Raw genomic sequence first — 17,335 nt, 5'->3', positions numbered from 1 at the left:
GACCGGCACCGGGTAGTGGTTTGCGGTGGCGTCTACATTTCCGCCGTGGCGGACCCCCTCCGTTTCCACTGGAACCGGGCGGTCGACGTTCGTCGATCGGCCCGGGCCGACCGCGGTCCGAACGGCTGAAATACCTCGCACGTCGATGTACGCCCGTGTCTCAGCAGGTCGCACGCGTCGACACGCTGTTCCTCCACGAGCGCGGGGACGACTACCGGGTGGCCGTCCACCGCGACGGGGAGCGGGTGTTCCACGGCGTGCTCGAAGTGAAGCAGACCGACGCCGGTCCGCGGCCCCGCCGGCTGAGGATCAAGCGCGGGACCGACGAGGAGCCCCGCAGCCCGGACCAGTTCGTGGAGCTGGCCCGCCGGGCCTCGCGGATCCGCATCTCCCAGCAGACCTCCGGCCCCGGCCGCGAGGAGGTGCAGGAGATGCTGGACGGCTACCAGCTGGAGGCGAAGGTCGTCCGGACCTGTCGGTACTGCGCCTCGGACGGCCGCTACTCGCCGATCACCGAGGACACGGCCATCAAGGCCGACGACGAGTACATCTGTTCGGACTGCGCCCGCGAGGAGCTGGACCGGGAGCTGGCGCTCAACGGCGGCATCACCGGCGACGCCCGGGCACGCCTGGAAGAGCTGCTGCTGGAGGTCCAGGACCTCGACCGCATCGAGAACCTCCTGAAGGGCGAACTCGACCCCGACCTGACGAAGTTCGACGAGATCTCCGCCACGGTCGACGACGTCGACCCCGTTCGGGTCGACTCGCTGGATCTCCACCCCGGGATTCAGGACCACATGGAGGGGCGGTTCGACACGCTCCTGCCCGTCCAGAGCCTTGCCGTCGAGAACGGCGTCACCGAGGGCCGCGACCAGCTCGTCGTCTCGGCGACGGCGACCGGGAAGACCCTCGTCGGCGAGATGGCCGGACTCGACCGCGTGCTCAACAACAAGGGGAAGATGCTGTTCCTCGTGCCGCTGGTCGCCCTGGCCAACCAGAAGTACGAGAAGTTCCAGGAGCGCTACGGCGACATGGTCGACGTCTCACTGCGGGTCGGCTCTAGCCGCATCAACGGCGAGGGCGGTCGTTTCGACCCCGACGCCGACGTCATCGTCGGGACCTACGAGGGCATCGACCACGCCCTCCGGACGGGCAAGGACCTCGGGAACGTCGGGACGGTCGTCATCGACGAGGTCCACACGCTCGGCGAGGGCGAGCGTGGCCACCGCCTCGACGGCCTGATCTCGCGGCTCAAGTACTACTGTGAAACCCACCAGAGCGCCAGCGATACCCAGTGGATCTACCTCTCGGCGACGGTTGGGAACCCGAGCGACCTCGCCGAGAAGCTGGAGGCGCAGCTCATCGAGTTCGAGGAGCGACCGGTGCCCATCGAACGGCACGTCACCTTCGCCGACGGCCAGGAGAAGGTCCGCATCGAGAACAAGCTGGTCAGGCGCGCGTTCGACGCGAAGTCGAGCAAGGGCTACCGCGGCCAGACGATCATCTTCACCAACTCCCGGCGGCGCTGTCACGAGATCTCCCGGAAGCTGGAGTACTCCTCGGCGCCGTACCACGCCGGACTGGACAACAAGCGGCGCAACCGCGTCGAGCGGCAGTTCGCCGACCAGGACCTCGCCGCCGTCGTCACCACGGCGGCGCTGGCGGCCGGCGTCGACTTCCCGGCCTCGCAGGTCGTCTTCGACTCGCTGGCGATGGGCATCGAGTGGCTCACCGTCCAGGAGTTCAGCCAGATGCTCGGTCGCGCTGGCCGCCCGGACTACCACGACAAGGGCACCGTGTACATGCTCGTCGAGCCGGACTGCTCGTATCACAACAGCATGGACATGACGGAGGACGAGGTGGCCTTCAAGCTCCTCAAGGGCGAGATGGAGCCCGTGATCACCCGCTACGACGAGTCCGCCGCCGTCGAGGAGACGCTGGCTAACGTCACCGTCGCAGGCAAGCGCGCCAAGGCGCTCAACGACCGGATGATCGGCGAGGTGCCCACCAAGCACGCCATCGGGAAGCTGCTGGAGTACGAGTTCATCGACGGGCTGGAGCCCACGCCGCTGGGCCGGGCCGTCACCCGCTTCTTCCTCGACCCCGGTCAGGCCTTCGCCATCCTCGACGGGGTGCGCAAGGAGCAGCATCCCTACGACATCGTCGCGGAGATGGAGCTGCGAGAGGAAGAGCACTGAGGCCCGGCCCAGCAGCGCGGCGAGGACACTGACCGCCCGACCGCCCGGTCGCCCGGATCCGCGGCTTTTTTCGCCGGCGCGCCCCGCCATCGGACCGTGCAACTGAGCGCCGTCACGCCGGGGATGGCCGTCGTCTTCGCGCTCGTGTTCGCCGCGCTGGTCCTGTTTGCCACGGAGCGGCTCCCCGTGGACGTGACGGCCATCGGCGTGATGGTGACGCTGTTGCTCGTCGAGCCCGTCACCGAGGTCGCGGCCGACGCCGGGCTGCTGGGATCGCCGATATACGTTCTCCACCGGGCCGGCGACGGGGTCTCGCCCGTCTCCGTCGGGCTGTCCGGCTTCTCCTCGACGGCGACGATCACCGTACTCGCGATGTTCGTCCTCTCGGCGGGCGTCCAGCGCACCGGCGTCGTCCAGATCCTTGGATCGAAAATCGCCGGACTGACCGGCGACAGCGAGTTCCGCCAGCTCGGCGCGACCGTGGGCATCGTCGGCCCCATCTCCGGGTTCATCAACAACACCGCCGCCGTCGCCATCCTGCTGCCGATGATCACCGACCTCGCGCGGGAGAACGGCGTCTCCCCGTCGAAGCTCCTCCTGCCGCTGTCGTACGCCTCGATGTTCGGCGGCACGCTGACGCTGATCGGCACGTCGACCAACATCCTCGCCAGCGAGCTGTCGGGCCGGCTGGCCGTCGAGGACCCGGCGCGCTACGGCGCTCTCGGGGAGTTCTCCATGTTCGAGTTCACCCAGCTCGGCGTCGTCGTCCTCGTGATCGGCTCGGTCTACCTCATGACCGTCGGCCGGTGGCTCACGCCCGAGCGGATCGAGCCCGAGACGGACCTCACCGAGGAGTTCGGTATGGCCGAGTACCTGACCGAGGTGGTCGTCCGCGAGGACTCGCCGCTGACCGGCCAGACCGTTCGCGAGGCCATCGAGGAGACCGACGTCGACGTCGACCTGGTGCAGCTGATCCGCGGCGACGAGACGTTCCTCGAACCGCTCGGGCCGAAGACCATCCGCCAGGGCGACGTCTTCGCCGTCCGGACCGACCGGGACACGCTGGTGAACCTCATGGACACCGAGGGGCTGGACCTGCTGCCCGACGTCCAGGTCGACGAGAGCGAACTCGAGGTCGCCGGCGAGGGCAGCCAGAACCTCGTCGAGGTGGTCGTCTCGCCGGGATCGAGCCTCGTCGGCGAGTCGCTCGCCACCGCCACGTTCCGCCAGCGCTACGACGCGACCGTGCTGGCCCTGCGCCGCGGCGACGAGGTGATGCGCCAGCGCATGGACCACGTCCGCCTGCGCGTCGGCGATACGCTGCTCGTCCAGGCCACCAACGCCAGCGTCAATCGCCTGAACGACAACCCCGACTTCATCGTCGCCCAGGAGGTCCACCGCCCGAACTTCCGGGAGTCGAGAATCCCCGTCGCCGTCGGCATCGTGGGCCTCGTGGTCGCCGCCGCCGCGCTGACGCCGATCCACATCGCAGTCGCCGCGCTCGCTGGCGCCCTGGGGATGATCCTCACCGGCTGCCTCCGCCCGCCGGAGATCTACGAGGCCGTCCAGTGGGACGTCATCTTCCTGCTGGCCGGCGTCATCCCGCTGGGCGTCGCGCTGGAGGCGACCGGTGGCGCCGCGCTGATCGCCGACGGCATCGTCGCCGTCGCGCCCGCGCTCCCGCCGCTGCTCGTGCTGGGCATGATGTACGTCGTCACGGCGCTGCTGACGAACATCATCTCCAACAACGCCAGCGTCGTGCTGATGATCCCGGTGGCGGCCGAGGCAGCGGTCCAGCTCGGAGCCAACCCCTTCGCCTTCGTGCTCGCCGTGACCTTCGCCGCCTCGACGGCCTTCATGACTCCCGTCGGCTACCAGACCAACCTGTTCGTCTACGGCCCCGGCGGCTACCGCTTCACGGACTACCTGCGCGTCGGCGCGCCGCTGCAGGCCATCTTCGCCGTGGTGACGACGCTCGGCATCGCATTCTTCTGGGGCCTGACGCCCTGACCGTGTGGGTGCGTGGCGGAGGCTCAGGGCAACGAAACCCTTTACTCCGCGACGGGCACACGTTGTGGTGCGGGACCGTGGGGTAGCTTGGTATCCTTGCGGCCTTGGGTGCCGTTGACCCTGGTTCAAATCCGGGCGGTCCCACTGACTTTTCGCGCCGCTCACTCACGAGCGGCGCGTGTGGGCAGCGGCCGCCGATACACGTTGACTTTGACGCGAGCGTTTCCGTACAACGGCTGGTCAGTTGATGTGCGAACGTACCGACCCTAATCGAGAATCCTACGTCCCACAGGGATTCTCCATGTCGGTCGGGCCGATCCCAATTGTGCCGTTCTCCGTATCAGTGACAGTCCCGATCTTGACGATAGCACCGATACAGCCTGGGTCCTCTTGATCGTCATAGTACGTGTTGTAGTCCTCTCGTGTGAACGTGTACTCCCAATCCTCGGTTTCCCTATCGCCATCCTCGCCGTAATGGACCGCGATGACAGTATACTCACCCTGTGTTTCTGACCAGGTGGGCTCGATAACTACCCCCGGTGTACCGTTTTCGGCGTTAACTGCTGGCAACGTCATCGTCCGGTCGAGAAGATTCTCATCGTCATCTTCCCGGGTCACGAGTAATCGGATTCGATTTGCCACGGGTGAAAAATTGACAACTTCGATTCTCCCAAGAACGGTCGTTTCAGAGCCGCGAACAGACGAGCAACCGGCAACAGAGGTACTCCCAGCTACTGCCAAGCGTCTGAGTACCTGACGACGGTTCATCGGATACTGCTGTTTGATATCAGACACGCATAAGTCCCATACATACCGATACGTCTACCCGCTGTATTGACCACTTTACGGATCTCCGATTCTACGCTGGCAGACTGGTTCCATCTAGTATATATAGAACCATCTTCCAGAAGGCAACTGACTACCAGACCTCCCTGCTTGCAGACCAGTCCGCAAGAAAACACGGAGTACGTTAACGTCGCAGAGACCCAACACTGTGGGTGATGAACGGCGAGAGCGAGTCCACAGACGGCGTCCTCTATCGGCTGCAGCCCATCTACAACCGGTACGTCCGGCCGCACCTCCCCAGAACGGTCCGGGAGTACAACGGCGTCGCCGTCAAGGACCGCGCGCTCCTCGATCAGACGCCCGCCTACCCCGACTTCGAGGCGGAGTCGGTCCGGCAACTGAGCGACGCGGTCGAGGCGGGGGACGACGTCGTCATCGTCGGCGGCGGCCGCGGCGTGACCGCCGTCTACGCCGTGCAAAGCGGCGCCGACGGCGTCCGGATCTTCGAGGCCGCGCGGGAGTACGTCGACCTGGCCCGCGATACCGCCGCGCGCAACGGCGTCGGCGACAGCGTGGCCGTCGAGCACGCGGTCGTCGGCGACGCCGTGGACCTGTGGGGGGACGCCGCCGAGGCGCGCCGCGTCGCGGCCGCCGACCTGCCGGACTGCGACGTCCTCGAACTGGACTGCGAGGGGGCTGAGGTCGGCATCCTGGAGTCGCTCGGCCCGCGCCCGCGCTCGCTCGTCGTCGAGTGCCACCCGGCGTTCGGCGCGCCGGTGGCGGACGTCCGCGACGCGCTGCCCGACGAGTACCGCGTGGCCGAGACGGTCGTCGACGAGTACGACGACCTCCCAGTGCTCCGGGCCGAGCGGGAGGACGCCTGAGCGGGAGACGCCGAGCGAGAGCGAAGTGGGGAGGCGACGCTGTCGAAGCGGAGCAGCGGTAAGCGGTGAGAAGGCGGGTCGGGTTAACTGACGTCCTCGAGCCGCGGGCAGCCGCAGTCCGGACAGCGTTCGTACCTGGGGTCGACAGTCGCGTGGCAGTCCCGGCACCTGAGGCCGGACGTCGCCTCGGCGTCGGGCCCGCTTCGTACAAGCTGCCCGATGCGGCACTCCGGGCACTTCTCGAGCTGGTTCGCGTACGTACAGTGGCAGTAGGTACACCGGTAGATGCGGTCGATAGAGACGCCCGTCTCGGACTGCTCCTCGTCCCGTATCGATCCGACGATTCGTCCGAGTACAGATCGAAGTTGCTCCATCCTCCAGTGGGACGATTCCGATTACCGCCCGTAACGATACCGTCGAGTTGGGGACGAGTTACTAGCGAGATAGATACAGATTAGTACGAGATAACTCCGATTCGGCTGAGGAAACGTTCAGTATCCATGCGATACAGTCCAGTATTCGTCCCAACTTCTTTTCCATTCATCCAGCTATCCGCACCGCGGCGCGCTCGCGCGCCACAGTCGGACCAGATCTCGGCCGACCCGGTTCTCGACGCACTGCGCAAAACCGCCTCTTTATATTGCCTGACTTACTAGATAGGGCAACGAGAGGGCTCTCGCACTGTGCGTCTCGTCGCCCGCGATGAGACCGAGTGATTAGACGAGCCGGGTGCGAACTCGGGCGCATCATGGGGTCCGTCGTCGCTTCACTATGTCTGCCACAGCCCATCAGCAGCAATCCGACGAACCGGTCGAGATACTCCTCGTTGAGGACAATCCCGGCGACGTCCGACTGCTCCGGGAAGCGTTCGAGGTAACGCGGATCGAGACGGCGTTCCAGGTCGTCAACACCGGCGAGGACGCCGAGGACTTCCTGAAGGGACGGGGCGACTACGAGGGGGTGTCGCTCCCGGACATCGTCCTGCTGGACCTGAATCTCCCGCGGAAGGACGGCTACGACGTCCTCGAGGCGATCCGGGAGGACGAGCGGCTCCAGTCGCTGCCGGTCCTGATCCTCACGAGTTCGACGGCCGAGGAGGACGTCAAGCGGTGCTACGCGGCGGACGCCAACGCGTACCTGACGAAGCCCACGGGCATGGACGACTTCCAGGACGTGGTCAGGGCGGTCGAGCGGTTCTGGCTGCGACAGGCGCGACTGCCGCCAGTCAAGCGGTAGGGAGCGCCCGAGGGAAGCGGCGGCGAGAGAAGCGGTAGCGAGAAAGGAAGCAGAAGGCGACGTCCGGGAGCAGCGAGACGGAACCGAGCGACGCGGCTACAGTGCCTTCGCGACGTCCTTCAGGTCGTCGGGCTCGATCGGTTTCACCAGACAGGCTTCGACGTCGTCCTCGATGTCGTCTAGTTTGAGCGCTGCGCCCTCCTGTGACCCGGAGACGGCGACGACCGGGATGTCGCGCACGTCGTCCGCCATCATCTCCAGCACCTCGTCGCCGTCCATCCGCGAGAGGTGCAGGTCGAGGAGGATCAGATCCGGCCGGGGCGCGTCGGCGTACTCGCCGCGCTGCTGGAGGAACGCCAGCGCCTCGGGCCCGTCGGAGACGGCGTGAATCGCCGGCTCCAGTTCCCCGTTCTGGAGCATCTCCCGCGTCAGCCGGACGTCTCCCGGGTTGTCTTCCACGAGGAGGACGTGGCCGAATATGTCTAGAACACTCATTAAGCTCTTGATGAGTCTGCCAGTGTTAAGACTGTCGTCCGCCGACACGTGCGCTCCGTCGACGGCGTGATTCGATCGACGCCAGTCAGGCGAAACTGCGGACGACACCGCTTCTCGATCGGTTTTGCGACGGCCGCCGATCCGTCGGATTGAGCGTTCTGGACCGCGCCGGCTTTCTTCGGGTCGGACGTCGACGGTCAGTCCTCGGCAGCATCCGGGTCGTTCGATCCGTCGTCGCCCGGGTGGTCCGCCTCGGACCGGGGCTCGAACTCCGTGCCGCCGCACTCGCTGCAGCCGCCCTTGGTTCCGATCGGTTTGATCCCACCGTCCTTCAGCACTCTCGCCGCGTACGCGGCCCCGCAGTCCGCACAGACGGCGACGAGCCGCGTGTCTTCGTCCTGATCACCCATCGCATCGGCGCACGTTCGACCGGGTCAAAAGCGTTCGTTCACTACGGGAGTGACAACAGTCCGACCGCACCGGGAACGCGGTCGCACACGGCTATGATCGGCGATGCGGTCGGGGTGTGAATGGGACGGGCGGTCGAAGACAGGAGATCACCGCTGCTGGGGGTGATCAGCGGCGACCGGCCCGCTTCGACCACGGTACTGGGTCGAGTCGCTTCCGATCGGTACCGGCGTCCGCGCGAACACAGTGAGCACGGGCTCGGGAGTCGACCAGTGGGAGTCTGCCGGCGTCCGCGCGAACACAGTGAGCGCGGGCTCGGACGGCGGGCGGAACGAGCCGTCCGGCGTCCGAGCGGGCGGAGCAAGCCGTCCGGTGACCGGGAGCCGGTTTCGAGACGGGGGAAGCGGCACCGGTCAGTCGTCGGCTGAGGACGCGGGCCGGCCCCCGGCGATCGCGCCGTACGCCCGCGCGACCTCCTCGCGGACGACCTGCCGTTCCAGCAGGACGACGCCGGCGACCACGACGACGAAGCCCGCGACCGTCGCGAGCGTGACGGCCTCGTCCAGCAGGATCCAGCCCGTGAACGCGGCGACCACAGGGACGACGTACGCGACCAGGTTCGTCCGGACCGGGCCGACGCGGCGGATGAGCGCGAAGTAGATCGGATAGGCCATCGCCGTCGAGAGGACGCCCAGCGACAGGACGGCCAGCAGGACCGTCGGTGACCACGTGCCCGGCGCGAGCGACTCGCCGACGGCGACGCTCACGAGGTGGAGCAGCCCGGCGCCCAGCGCCATGGCCCACGCCGTCATCGGCACGCTGCCGATGGTCGACTCGAAGCGCCGCAGGAGGACGCTCCCGAGCGCGACGACGACGGCCGCGCCGAGGACGTAGAGCTGCCCGAGCGCGGACGCGTCGGTCAGCGTCTCCGGCGACGGCTGGACGATGATCACCACGCCGGCCAGGCCCAGCAGGATGCCCGCGAAGCCCAGGCGATCGATCCGCTGGTCGAGGAGCAGGTAGGCGAACGCCGGTGCCAGGATCGGGTTGAGCCCGTACATCACGGACGCCGTCGCCGGCGTCGTCGTCTGCTGGCCGAGGAACAGCAGCCCGTTGTTCGCCGCGATCATCGCGACGGCGCCGACCGCGACGCTGAGGGAGTCCGACCGGTCCCGCGGGAGCCAGGCGTCGTAGCGCCAGGCCGCGTACGCGAGGACGAACGGCGCCGCCACGTCGAACCGGACCGCTGCGAACAACAGCGGCGGGATGGCCTCGAGGCCGGCCTTGATCGCGACGAACGAGATCCCGAACAGGCCAGCCAGCAGGACGAACAGGACGGCGTTGGCGTAGCGCCGCGCTACCACGCTCTCTCACCGCCTCGGCGTCGACCAGCGAACACGTCCGACGACAGGGCCGGGACACGGGAAAGTCCCACGTTGCCGGCGGTTCCATCGGGCAGGTCACCCTGCCCGGGAACAGTTAATCCTATGACGGGTTTTGCCCGAACCCGGCCACCGCGTTCGGCCGAGAACAGTTAGGCGGTCGATACGGTCGGACAGGATCGGTAGGCTTTTTCGCTCCTGCAGGCAGCTATTTCCGTGGCAGCGACTGACACCCGTACTCGACGCGTGTGGACGGCCGTGGTGTTCCTGGCGGTGGCCGCCGGTGGCGCGGCGCTGCAGGCCCGCGGCGCACTGGTCCCGAGCTTCCAGACCGCCTTCGAGGTCTCCGAGAGTCAACTGGGGCTGATCACGCCCCTCGGAACGATCGGATTCGTCGGCCCGGTCGTGATCATCGGCGTGCTCGCCGGCCGCCTCGACATCAAGCGGACGCTCGTGATCGGTCTGGTCCTGACCAGCGCGGGCCTCGTCCTCATCGGCCTCGCGCCGACGTTCGCCGCCCTGCTGGCCTTCGTGGCCGTCCAGAGCGCGGCGCTGGGCATCGTCCGCGCCCTCGATCGACCGATCCTCAGCCACCTCCACCCCGAGAACCGCGGCCGGATGTTCAGCCTCGAGACGATGGCCTGGGCCGTCGGCGCGACGCTCGGCCCGTTCCTGGTCACCTGGGTCCTCACTGTCGGCGAGTGGCGCCTGACTTACTACCTCCTAGGGCTCCCCTACCTCGTCATCGCGGTCCTCGCGTGGCGGTCCGGCTTCCCCGACCACGTCACCAGCGAGCGGTCGTTCTCCCGCGAGGACTTCCGGCCGCTGCTCTCCCGGCCCACCATCCTCGGCATGGGCCTGGCCCTGATCCTCGTCGGCGGCATCGAGAGCACCGTCTTCAGCTGGTACCCCTACTACGTGATCCAGTTCCTCCCCCGCTCGGCGGCCAACCTCGCGCTGTCGGTCTACCTGGCCGCCTACGTCCCGGGCCGCCTGGGCTTCAGCTTCCTCGCCGACCGCGCCTCGCCGCCCGACGTCGTCCTCGTCTCCGCGGCTGCCCTCGTCGCCCTGCTCGCCGTCCTCTTCGGCGTCGGCGACCTCGGTCGCCTCCCGTTCTTCGCCGTCACCTTCGGCATCGGCTTCTTCGTCTCCGGGTTCTTCCCCCTGCTGCTGACCTGGGGGGTCGAGGTCGCCCCCGACTACACCGGCCCCGTCAACGCCGTCGCCATGGTCTCCAGCCAGCTCGGCTTCCTGATCGTCCCCGCCGCCGTCGGCGTCCTCGCCGACGTCTACTCCATCGGCGAGGCCATGCTCGTCCTGCTCGGCCTGGCCGCCTGCCTCGTGCTCCTGCTCGGCGGCCGCCGCGTGACAGGGCTGGCCGCGTCGGGAGCGTGAGTGCCGACCGGAACTCGCCCCCGAAACCGCGGATGCCAGACTCCGGTTCGAGATGATATCTACTGGAATTTATTGCCATTTGAAGTCATAAAGAGACATTTAATACCACGAAGCTATCCAGGTCCCGCGAACACCGCGTCAGTCGCGGTTCCCGCCCGTCCCCAAGAGACTTCGGCGGGGGGTGAGTACCCGGTGGCATGAGCGACGACGGTCCGGATCTGTCCGTCGACGAGTTCGTGGAGTACTGCCGGACCCAGGCGGGGCTGCTCTCGGGGAGAGTCGAGACGATGAGCGACGAGGCGGCGGCGCTGCTCGACGAGATCGATGACGAGATGACCGAGATCCAGCAGCGCCTCGACGAGCACGCAGAGGGCGTGACGGGGCCGCAGTCGCCGCCGTCGACGCAGACCCCCGCGGACGCCGAGCTCGACGACATCGAGGACGTCCAGTCGAACCTGGAGACGAAGCAGGCCCTCGTGGAGGCCAAGCAGACCCGCATCGAGGCCTTCCAGGCGCTGGCCGCCGGCTACGCCGACCTCGGCGCCGAGATCGAATCGACTGTCGACAACGGGCAGGACGCCCTCCAGCGGATCGTCGAGTTCGAAGCCGACCAGAACGCGCCCGCCTACTTCGACGAGCGGCAGACCCTCCTCGAGACCGTCGCGACCGAGGAGCCCGAAGCGACCGACGACGCCGGAGCGGCCGACGACGCCGAGGACTGAGACCTGTCGCCGTCACGGGTGCGGCGAATTTCGACCGCTCGCGGCCGGCGTGCCCGCACCGATTTATGCGCCGAAACCTTACGTTCTAGCGACATGAGTCAGCAACGAGCACCGCAGGCGTCCGGCGACACCGGGAGTCAGACGGATCGCGCGGCCGGCGGCGGCCGAAGCACGGCAGGTCGAGTCAAGTCAGTCGCGCGGCGCGGCCTCCGGTCGGGCGCCGTCCCGGCCGTCGGCGTCGGGTTCGCCGTCCTCCGGGGCGTCCGGGCGTTTCGGGACGGCCGACGTCGGCGCGGCATCGCCTCCCTCGCCGCGGGCGCTCTCCTCGCCGCGCTCGCCGTCGGGCTGGGGCGCTCGGCGAGGGAGTCCGCCGATCGACCGATGGACGCCGCGGCCAGCGAGGACCGGGGCGCACCCGCCGGCACCGAGGCCGCCGGCGCTGAGGCTACCGACTCGGAAGCCGACCCGACCGAACCGGAATACGACGAGCCGACTATCCCCGACGACGAGACCTACGAGCGCCTCGGCGCGGCCGCCTTCGACGAGCACTCCAGCGAGGTGCCCGCACCCCAGCGCGCGTTCAACCAGGGGGAGCTCTCGCTGAACGCCGAGGCGTTCTGGGGCGTCCGCGACGCCGACGGCGCCGTCGCCGTCTCGCGGGAGTACGACCACATCGACGAGCGCCCGGCGTTCCGGTACGTCGCCAGCAGCGAGGTCGACGACGAGCGGACGCTGCGGGTACCCGACGCGATTCTGGACCACTGGGACAGCCTCACTGACGGGGGCGTGGCCGTCGTGAGCGGGACCGACATCGTGTTCGCCACGTCCGACGCCTTCGCCGACGACGCCATGCTGCTGGTCGTCCCCGAGCAGTGGACTGACGAAATCCTCGACGAGCAGTAGGGCGCGGGTGCGCGGTCAGTCGCGCCAGGACTCGTAGAGTCCGCGCCCGACGACGCCGATTCCGAAGAACCCGATGAGCGTCGTGAGCAGGTTTCCGAGTATCGGGATCGCCGCGGGGACGGCCAGCGCGACGGCCCCGACGAGGGCCGCTTTGCCGCCGACCCGGCTGCCGCTCCCGGCGATCGCGTCGCCGACCCAGACCACCGAGACCGCCTGCCCGACCAGGCCGACGATGGCCACGACGATCAGTCCGGGGATCGTGACGACGAGTCCGAGGATCGTGATGGCGAACAGGGCGAGGACGATCGGCACGCCGATGCCGACGAGGAGTCCCCAGACGAAGGCCGCTACCGGATCGTCCGCTATCTCGTCGACCTTGTCCGCCGCGTACCCGGGACCCAGCGCGACGAGCAGACCGCCGACGATCAGGTTCCCGATGAACGCACCGACGAACCGGGCGGCCAGTTCGACGTGAAGGTCGAGTCCGGTGCCGGTTCCGGGGGCCTGCGCCGCGGCGACGCCCGTGACTGCGAGGCCCAGGGCGAGCGAGCCTCCGACGCTCGCTATCGATCGAGTGGAGGGCATCAGTGGCCCCTCTCGACACCGGGAATAAGTGCTTTCGGTTGGTACCGTGATCGCGACCGAGTAGATCCCACGTGTAGCTGTCGGGAGCGACCGCCAGCACCGCTCACACCGGCCGCTCACTGACCGTCGCGGACCACTTCCGCCCGGCTTTGCGAAGGTTCTTGGCAAAGGAGGCAGTAGGGGAAGCCCAGATGGCCAGCGTCGAGAACACGGAGCTCACCGACGCCTTCGACGAGTTCTATCGCAACTACTACCGAAACGAGATCGGTGAGCTCGCCCAGAAGTATCCCAGCGACCAGAAGTCCCTGTGGGTGGACTGGCAGGACCTCTATCGCTTCGATCCGGACCTGGCCGACGACGTGCGGACCAAGCCCGAGCAGATGCAGGACTACGCCGAGGAGGCGCTGCGCCTGTTCGACCTCCCCATCGACGTCAAGCTCGGCCAGGCCCACGTCCGCTTTCACAACCTGCCCGAGAGCACGGACATCCGGGCGATCCGCCACGAACACCACGGCCGCCTCATCGCCGTCACCGGCATCGTCCGCAAGGCCACCAACGTCCGACCGAAGGTGACCACCGCCGCCTTCGAGTGCCAGCGCTGTGGCACCCTCACGCGCATCCCCCAGGTCTCCGGCGACTTCCAGGAACCCCACGAGTGCCAGGGCTGTGAACGCCAGGGTCCCTTCCGGTTGAACATGGACCAGTCGGAGTTCGTCGACGCCCAGAAGATCCGCGTCCAGGAGTCTCCCGAGGGACTGCGCGGCGGCGAGACGCCCCAGTCTATCGACATCAACATCGAGGACGACATCACCGGCGAGGTCACCGCCGGCGACCACGTCACCGTCACCGGCGTCCTCAAACTCGACCAGCAGGGCTCCGAGCAGGACCAGTCCCCGATGTTCGACGTCTACATGGACGGCGTCGACGTCACCATCGAGGACGAGCAGTTCGAGGACATGGACATCACCGACGAGGACAAGAAGGAGATCGTCGAGCTGTCCAACGAGCCCGACATCTACGACAAGATGGTCGGCGCCATCGCGCCCTCCATCTACGGCTACGAGAAGGAGAAGCTCGCGATGATCATGCAGCTGTTCTCCGGGGTTACCAAGGACCTTCCCGACGGATCTCGTATACGTGGAGACCTCCATATGCTCCTGATAGGGGACCCTGGAACAGGAAAATCTCAGATGCTGTCATATATTCAAAACATCGCTCCCCGTTCCGTCTACACCTCCGGGAAGGGGTCCAGCAGCGCCGGGCTCACCGCAGCTGCTGTGAGGGACGACTTCGGCGACGGCCAGCAGTGGACGCTCGAAGCCGGCGCGCTCGTCCTCGCCGACCAGGGCATCGCCGCGGTGGACGAGCTGGACAAGATGGCCGCGGACGATCGCAGTGCCATGCACGAGGCGCTGGAGCAGCAGAAGATCAGTGTCTCCAAGGCCGGGATCAACGCGACGCTGAAGTCCCGCTGCTCGCTGTTGGGCGCCGCGAACCCCAAGTACGGCCGGTTCGACCAGTTCGAGCCCATCGGCGAGCAGATCGACCTCGAACCCGCGCTGATCTCCCGGTTCGACCTGATCTTCACGGTCACCGACCAGCCCGACGAGGAGGAGGACGCCAACCTGGCCGAGCACATCATCCAGACGAACTACGCCGGGGAGCTGCACACTCACCGTCAGGAGACGGCGACCTCGGACTACACCCAGGAGGAGGTCGACAACGTCACCGACGAGGTCGCGCCGACCATCAAGCCGGAGCTGCTGCGCAAGTACGTGGCCTACGCCAAGCGCAACTGCTTCCCGACGATGACGGAGGAGGCCAAGCAGGTCATCGAGGACTTCTACGTGGACCTGCGCCTGCAGGGCACCGACGAGGACGCCGCCGTGCCCGTCACGGCCCGCAAGCTGGAGGCGATGGTGCGCCTGGCGGAGGCGTCCGCCCGGATGCGCCTCTCCGATACCGTCGAGGAGGACGACGCCGAGCGCGCGACCTCGATCACCCGGTACTGCATGGAGCAGATCGGCGTCGACCCCGAGACCGGCGAGTTCGACGCCGACGTCGTCGAGACGGGCACCTCCAAGAGCCAGCGGGACCGCATCCAGAACATCCGCGGGATCATCGCCGACATCGAGGACGAGTACGACGAGGGCGCGCCCATCGACGTCGTGATCGAGCGCGCCGAGGAGGTCGGCATCGACGAACCCAAGGCCGAGAGCGAGATCGAGAAGCTCAAACAGAAAGGCGAGGTGTACGAGCCCCGCACCGATCACCTCCGGACGACCTGATGGACCGCATCTCCGCCCTCCGCAACGTCGAGGACGCGCTGGCCAACTTCGAGGAGGGGGAACTGTCGCTCGCGGAACTGGAGCGGGAGGTCAGGGGCGTCCTGCGGACCTACGCGACGGAGTTCGAGGGGGACCTGCGGGCCTACCGCGCGGCGGGAGAGACCGGGAGTGCCGGCGCGGACGGCGTCGTCGTGGTCGCCGCGTCGCGGCCCGAGGCCCGAGAGCGCGTCGCGGCCCTGGTCGACGACCCGGGCCGGTTCGAGGTCGAGCCGGTGGAGGGCAACTGACTTGTCGGTCGAGCTACCATCATAGCTCGATGACAGTCGCGGAGCGCGTCGCGGACGCGCCGACAGTCCTGGTGATCCACTCGCCCGACGAGTCGTCGGTCTGCCGGGAGCTGGTCGAAGCGGACGTCAGCGCCGGTCGCGAGGTGCTATGGGTGTGTCACGAGCGGTCGGCCTGCGCGGTGGCCGGAGCGATCGACGAGGCCGACACGGCGGGGGTCCTGTCGGTGGGCGGCCTGCCCGGCGAGGCCGACGCAGTCGGCGACGTCCACGTCGAGACTGTCTCGAAGCCCGGCGACCTGCCAGCGCTGGGGCTGAAGCTGAGTCGCGAACTCTCCGAGCACGACGGCGACCTGACAGTCTGCTTCGAGTCGATCACCGCGCTGCTGGAGCACGCCGACCGGGACGGCGTCTGTCGGTTCCTGCACACGCTGACGGCGCAGATCCGCGAGGCCGGCGCCCGCGCGCACTTCCACCTCGCGCCGGACCACCACGTGGAGACCACCGGCGTTGTCGCGTCGCTGTGCGACGCGCTCGTCGAATCCGATGCGGAGCCGGCGGTCCGGGCTCGACCGTCGACGGACGCTGTCTCAGACAGTTAATTTTAACATCTTAATCCCGTAACGTCCGCCGTGTTCCTCGTGATCACCTACTCCCGGGCGGCCCGGCGGACGCTCAGGAACGTCAGCCGCGCCCACGAGGACGACGTCGTCCGTCGCTTCGGGCGGGCAGCGCTGTTCGAGGCGACGGGCTTCGGTGCGTTCCAGGCGCTGCGGCTCCGGGAGAAGCACGGACTCGACGTCCAGATCGAGCGGGTGACGCCGTTCGCGGAGAGCGACCTCCCGGACCCGGTCTGCCGGGCGGCCCGGGAGTACGAGGACCGGGACAGCGCGGCGACGCCGTACCGGCAGTTCGCGGCCGGCACGGACCTCCCCGGTCCCGAGGAGCTACGCCGGCGGGACGTGTGATCGTCCGGATCGACGGGCGGACGCACTGCGGCGCCGTCGCCGACCTCCGCGAGCGGTCGGTCGACCCCGACGCGCTCGCGGCAGCGATCCGCGGCGATTCCTTGCCGTATTCGGTCAAGTGCCCGGCTCCGGGGCCGGTCCACGACCGCGTCGGCGTCGTCCGGTCCGGAACGTCGCTGGCCGAGCGGGCGGCGCTGGCGGTCGCGGCCCGCTCCCGTGGCCTCGCGGCGCCCCAGGACGACGAGCGCGCCCGCCTCCGCGAGCGGCTGGCGTCGTTCGGATCGCCGGCCGACGCACTGCGACAGTCGCCGTCCGAAGGGGACGTGACTCGCCTGCGCGAACGGGTCGCGGAGCTCCGCGGCCGGGTGCAGGCTGCCGAGGACCGCGACGAGGACCCCGGCGACGCCCGCCAGCGCCTCCGCGAGGCGGCGACGCGGCTCTCGGAGCTCGAGACCGAGCGCGCCGCGGCGACCGAGGCCCGCGAGCTCGCCCGGGAGCGGCGCGACCGTCGCGAGGAGCGCATGCGCCTCGAGGACCGCCTGGCGAACCTCGACCGGGCGGCCCGCGCCCACCTGGCCGACGCCGTCCGCGAGCAGTACCGCGTCGCGCTCGCCGCGCTGGCACCCGCGAGCGCGCCGGACGAGGTCGATTCCGTCACGAAGGCGCTGGCGGTCCTGCGGGTCGCTCGCGTCCGCGCGCCCGTCGTCCTCGCCAGCGATCGCCTCGAACCGGCCGCGGCCGCCGACTGGATCGGCGCCCCCGTTGCGGTAGTTTAAGCCGGATGACGGGGC

18 protein-coding genes and 1 tRNA gene are annotated in these 17,335 nt (G+C 68.3%); 13 read left to right on the top strand and 6 right to left on the bottom strand.

Annotated features, from left to right (window positions below; translation table 11 throughout):
- Positions 1 to 155: 155 nt before the first annotated feature.
- From LCY71_RS07730 to LCY71_RS07720, 3 genes are all read left to right on the top strand, one after another.
- Complete coding sequence (locus LCY71_RS07730; RefSeq protein ID WP_225335786.1) at positions 156 to 2,198, top strand: DEAD/DEAH box helicase; 2,043 nt, start codon at positions 156 to 158, stop codon at positions 2,196 to 2,198.
- Between the two features lie 123 nt (positions 2,199 to 2,321).
- Positions 2,322 to 4,208, top strand: coding sequence for an SLC13 family permease (locus LCY71_RS07725; RefSeq protein ID WP_225335889.1), 1,887 nt, complete (start codon positions 2,322 to 2,324; stop codon positions 4,206 to 4,208).
- Between the two features lie 71 nt (positions 4,209 to 4,279).
- Positions 4,280 to 4,352, top strand: a tRNA-Pro gene (locus LCY71_RS07720).
- A gap of 135 nt (positions 4,353 to 4,487) precedes the next feature.
- Here the strand turns inward: LCY71_RS07720 and LCY71_RS07715 are convergent.
- Complete coding sequence (locus LCY71_RS07715) at positions 4,488 to 4,850, bottom strand: hypothetical protein (RefSeq protein ID WP_225335785.1); 363 nt, start codon at positions 4,848 to 4,850, stop codon at positions 4,488 to 4,490.
- Between the two features lie 359 nt (positions 4,851 to 5,209).
- On the opposite strand from LCY71_RS07715, the gene LCY71_RS07710 reads away from it, so the two are divergent.
- A complete protein-coding gene (locus tag LCY71_RS07710; RefSeq protein WP_225335784.1) occupies positions 5,210 to 5,878 on the top strand; it encodes a hypothetical protein in 669 nt (222 codons plus the stop codon).
- Between the two features lie 83 nt (positions 5,879 to 5,961).
- Here LCY71_RS07710 and LCY71_RS07705 read toward each other — a convergent pair whose 3' ends face one another.
- Positions 5,962 to 6,252 (bottom strand): hypothetical protein, encoded by a 291-nt coding sequence (locus LCY71_RS07705; RefSeq protein ID WP_225335783.1) that lies wholly within the window; start codon positions 6,250 to 6,252, stop codon positions 5,962 to 5,964.
- A 397-nt stretch (positions 6,253 to 6,649) separates the two neighbouring features.
- On the opposite strand from LCY71_RS07705, the gene LCY71_RS07700 reads away from it, so the two are divergent.
- Positions 6,650 to 7,114 (top strand): response regulator, encoded by a 465-nt coding sequence (locus LCY71_RS07700; protein WP_225335782.1) that lies wholly within the window; start codon positions 6,650 to 6,652, stop codon positions 7,112 to 7,114.
- Positions 7,115 to 7,210: 96 nt separating this feature from the next.
- Here the strand turns inward: LCY71_RS07700 and LCY71_RS07695 are convergent, their stop codons facing one another.
- The 3 genes from LCY71_RS07695 to LCY71_RS07685 form a co-directional block, all read right to left on the bottom strand.
- Positions 7,211 to 7,609 (bottom strand): response regulator, encoded by a 399-nt coding sequence (locus LCY71_RS07695; RefSeq protein ID WP_225335781.1) that lies wholly within the window; start codon positions 7,607 to 7,609, stop codon positions 7,211 to 7,213.
- A 197-nt stretch (positions 7,610 to 7,806) separates the two neighbouring features.
- A complete protein-coding gene (locus LCY71_RS07690) occupies positions 7,807 to 8,019 on the bottom strand; it encodes a hypothetical protein (RefSeq protein WP_225335780.1) in 213 nt (70 codons plus the stop codon).
- A gap of 411 nt (positions 8,020 to 8,430) precedes the next feature.
- Entirely contained in the window at positions 8,431 to 9,381 is a 951-nt protein-coding gene (locus LCY71_RS07685; RefSeq protein WP_225335779.1) for a DMT family transporter, read from the bottom strand.
- Positions 9,382 to 9,615: 234 nt separating this feature from the next.
- On the opposite strand from LCY71_RS07685, the gene LCY71_RS07680 reads away from it, so the two are divergent.
- The 3 genes from LCY71_RS07680 (at position 9,616) to LCY71_RS07670 (ending at position 12,419) form a co-directional block, all read left to right on the top strand.
- Positions 9,616 to 10,794, top strand: coding sequence for an MFS transporter (locus tag LCY71_RS07680; RefSeq protein ID WP_225335778.1), 1,179 nt, complete (start codon positions 9,616 to 9,618; stop codon positions 10,792 to 10,794).
- Between the two features lie 197 nt (positions 10,795 to 10,991).
- Complete coding sequence (locus LCY71_RS07675) at positions 10,992 to 11,516, top strand: hypothetical protein (RefSeq protein ID WP_225335777.1); 525 nt, start codon at positions 10,992 to 10,994, stop codon at positions 11,514 to 11,516.
- Between the two features lie 93 nt (positions 11,517 to 11,609).
- Positions 11,610 to 12,419, top strand: coding sequence for a hypothetical protein (locus tag LCY71_RS07670; RefSeq protein WP_225335776.1), 810 nt, complete (start codon positions 11,610 to 11,612; stop codon positions 12,417 to 12,419).
- A 15-nt stretch (positions 12,420 to 12,434) separates the two neighbouring features.
- Here the strand turns inward: LCY71_RS07670 and LCY71_RS07665 are convergent, their stop codons facing one another.
- Positions 12,435 to 13,004 (bottom strand): DUF8173 domain-containing protein, encoded by a 570-nt coding sequence (locus tag LCY71_RS07665; protein WP_225335775.1) that lies wholly within the window; start codon positions 13,002 to 13,004, stop codon positions 12,435 to 12,437.
- 191 nt (positions 13,005 to 13,195) lie between these two features.
- Here LCY71_RS07665 and LCY71_RS07660 point away from each other — a divergent pair, with 191 nt between their 5' ends.
- Genes LCY71_RS07660 through LCY71_RS07640 form a run of 5 tightly spaced genes read left to right on the top strand, consistent with a single transcriptional unit; the run spans position 13,196 to position 17,320 of the window.
- On the top strand, positions 13,196 to 15,292 hold the full coding sequence (locus LCY71_RS07660) for a minichromosome maintenance protein MCM (protein WP_225335774.1): 2,097 nt from the start codon (positions 13,196 to 13,198) through the stop codon (positions 15,290 to 15,292).
- Positions 15,292 to 15,579, top strand: a complete 288-nt coding sequence (locus LCY71_RS07655; RefSeq protein WP_225335773.1) for a DUF7854 family protein — start codon at positions 15,292 to 15,294, stop codon at positions 15,577 to 15,579. The genes LCY71_RS07660 and LCY71_RS07655 overlap by 1 nt, the downstream gene beginning before the upstream one ends.
- Before the next feature lie 29 nt (positions 15,580 to 15,608).
- The gene (locus LCY71_RS07650; RefSeq protein WP_225335772.1) at positions 15,609 to 16,178 is read left to right on the top strand and encodes a DUF7504 family protein; all 570 of its coding nucleotides are present in this window, start codon (positions 15,609 to 15,611) and stop codon (positions 16,176 to 16,178) included.
- 30 nt (positions 16,179 to 16,208) lie between these two features.
- Positions 16,209 to 16,544 (top strand): DUF7855 family protein, encoded by a 336-nt coding sequence (locus LCY71_RS07645; RefSeq protein WP_225335771.1) that lies wholly within the window; start codon positions 16,209 to 16,211, stop codon positions 16,542 to 16,544.
- Complete coding sequence (locus LCY71_RS07640; RefSeq protein WP_225335770.1) at positions 16,541 to 17,320, top strand: DUF7856 family protein; 780 nt, start codon at positions 16,541 to 16,543, stop codon at positions 17,318 to 17,320. The genes LCY71_RS07645 and LCY71_RS07640 overlap by 4 nt, the downstream gene beginning before the upstream one ends.
- The last annotated feature ends 15 nt before the right edge of the window (positions 17,321 to 17,335 follow it).

Origin of the sequence: Halomicrobium urmianum, from assembly GCF_020217425.1 — an archaeon.
In the GTDB taxonomy this organism is placed as follows: domain Archaea; phylum Halobacteriota; class Halobacteria; order Halobacteriales; family Haloarculaceae; genus Halomicrobium; species Halomicrobium urmianum.
Note: the sequence above shows the minus strand (reverse complement) of the source record. Positions and strands in the feature narration are given on the sequence as shown.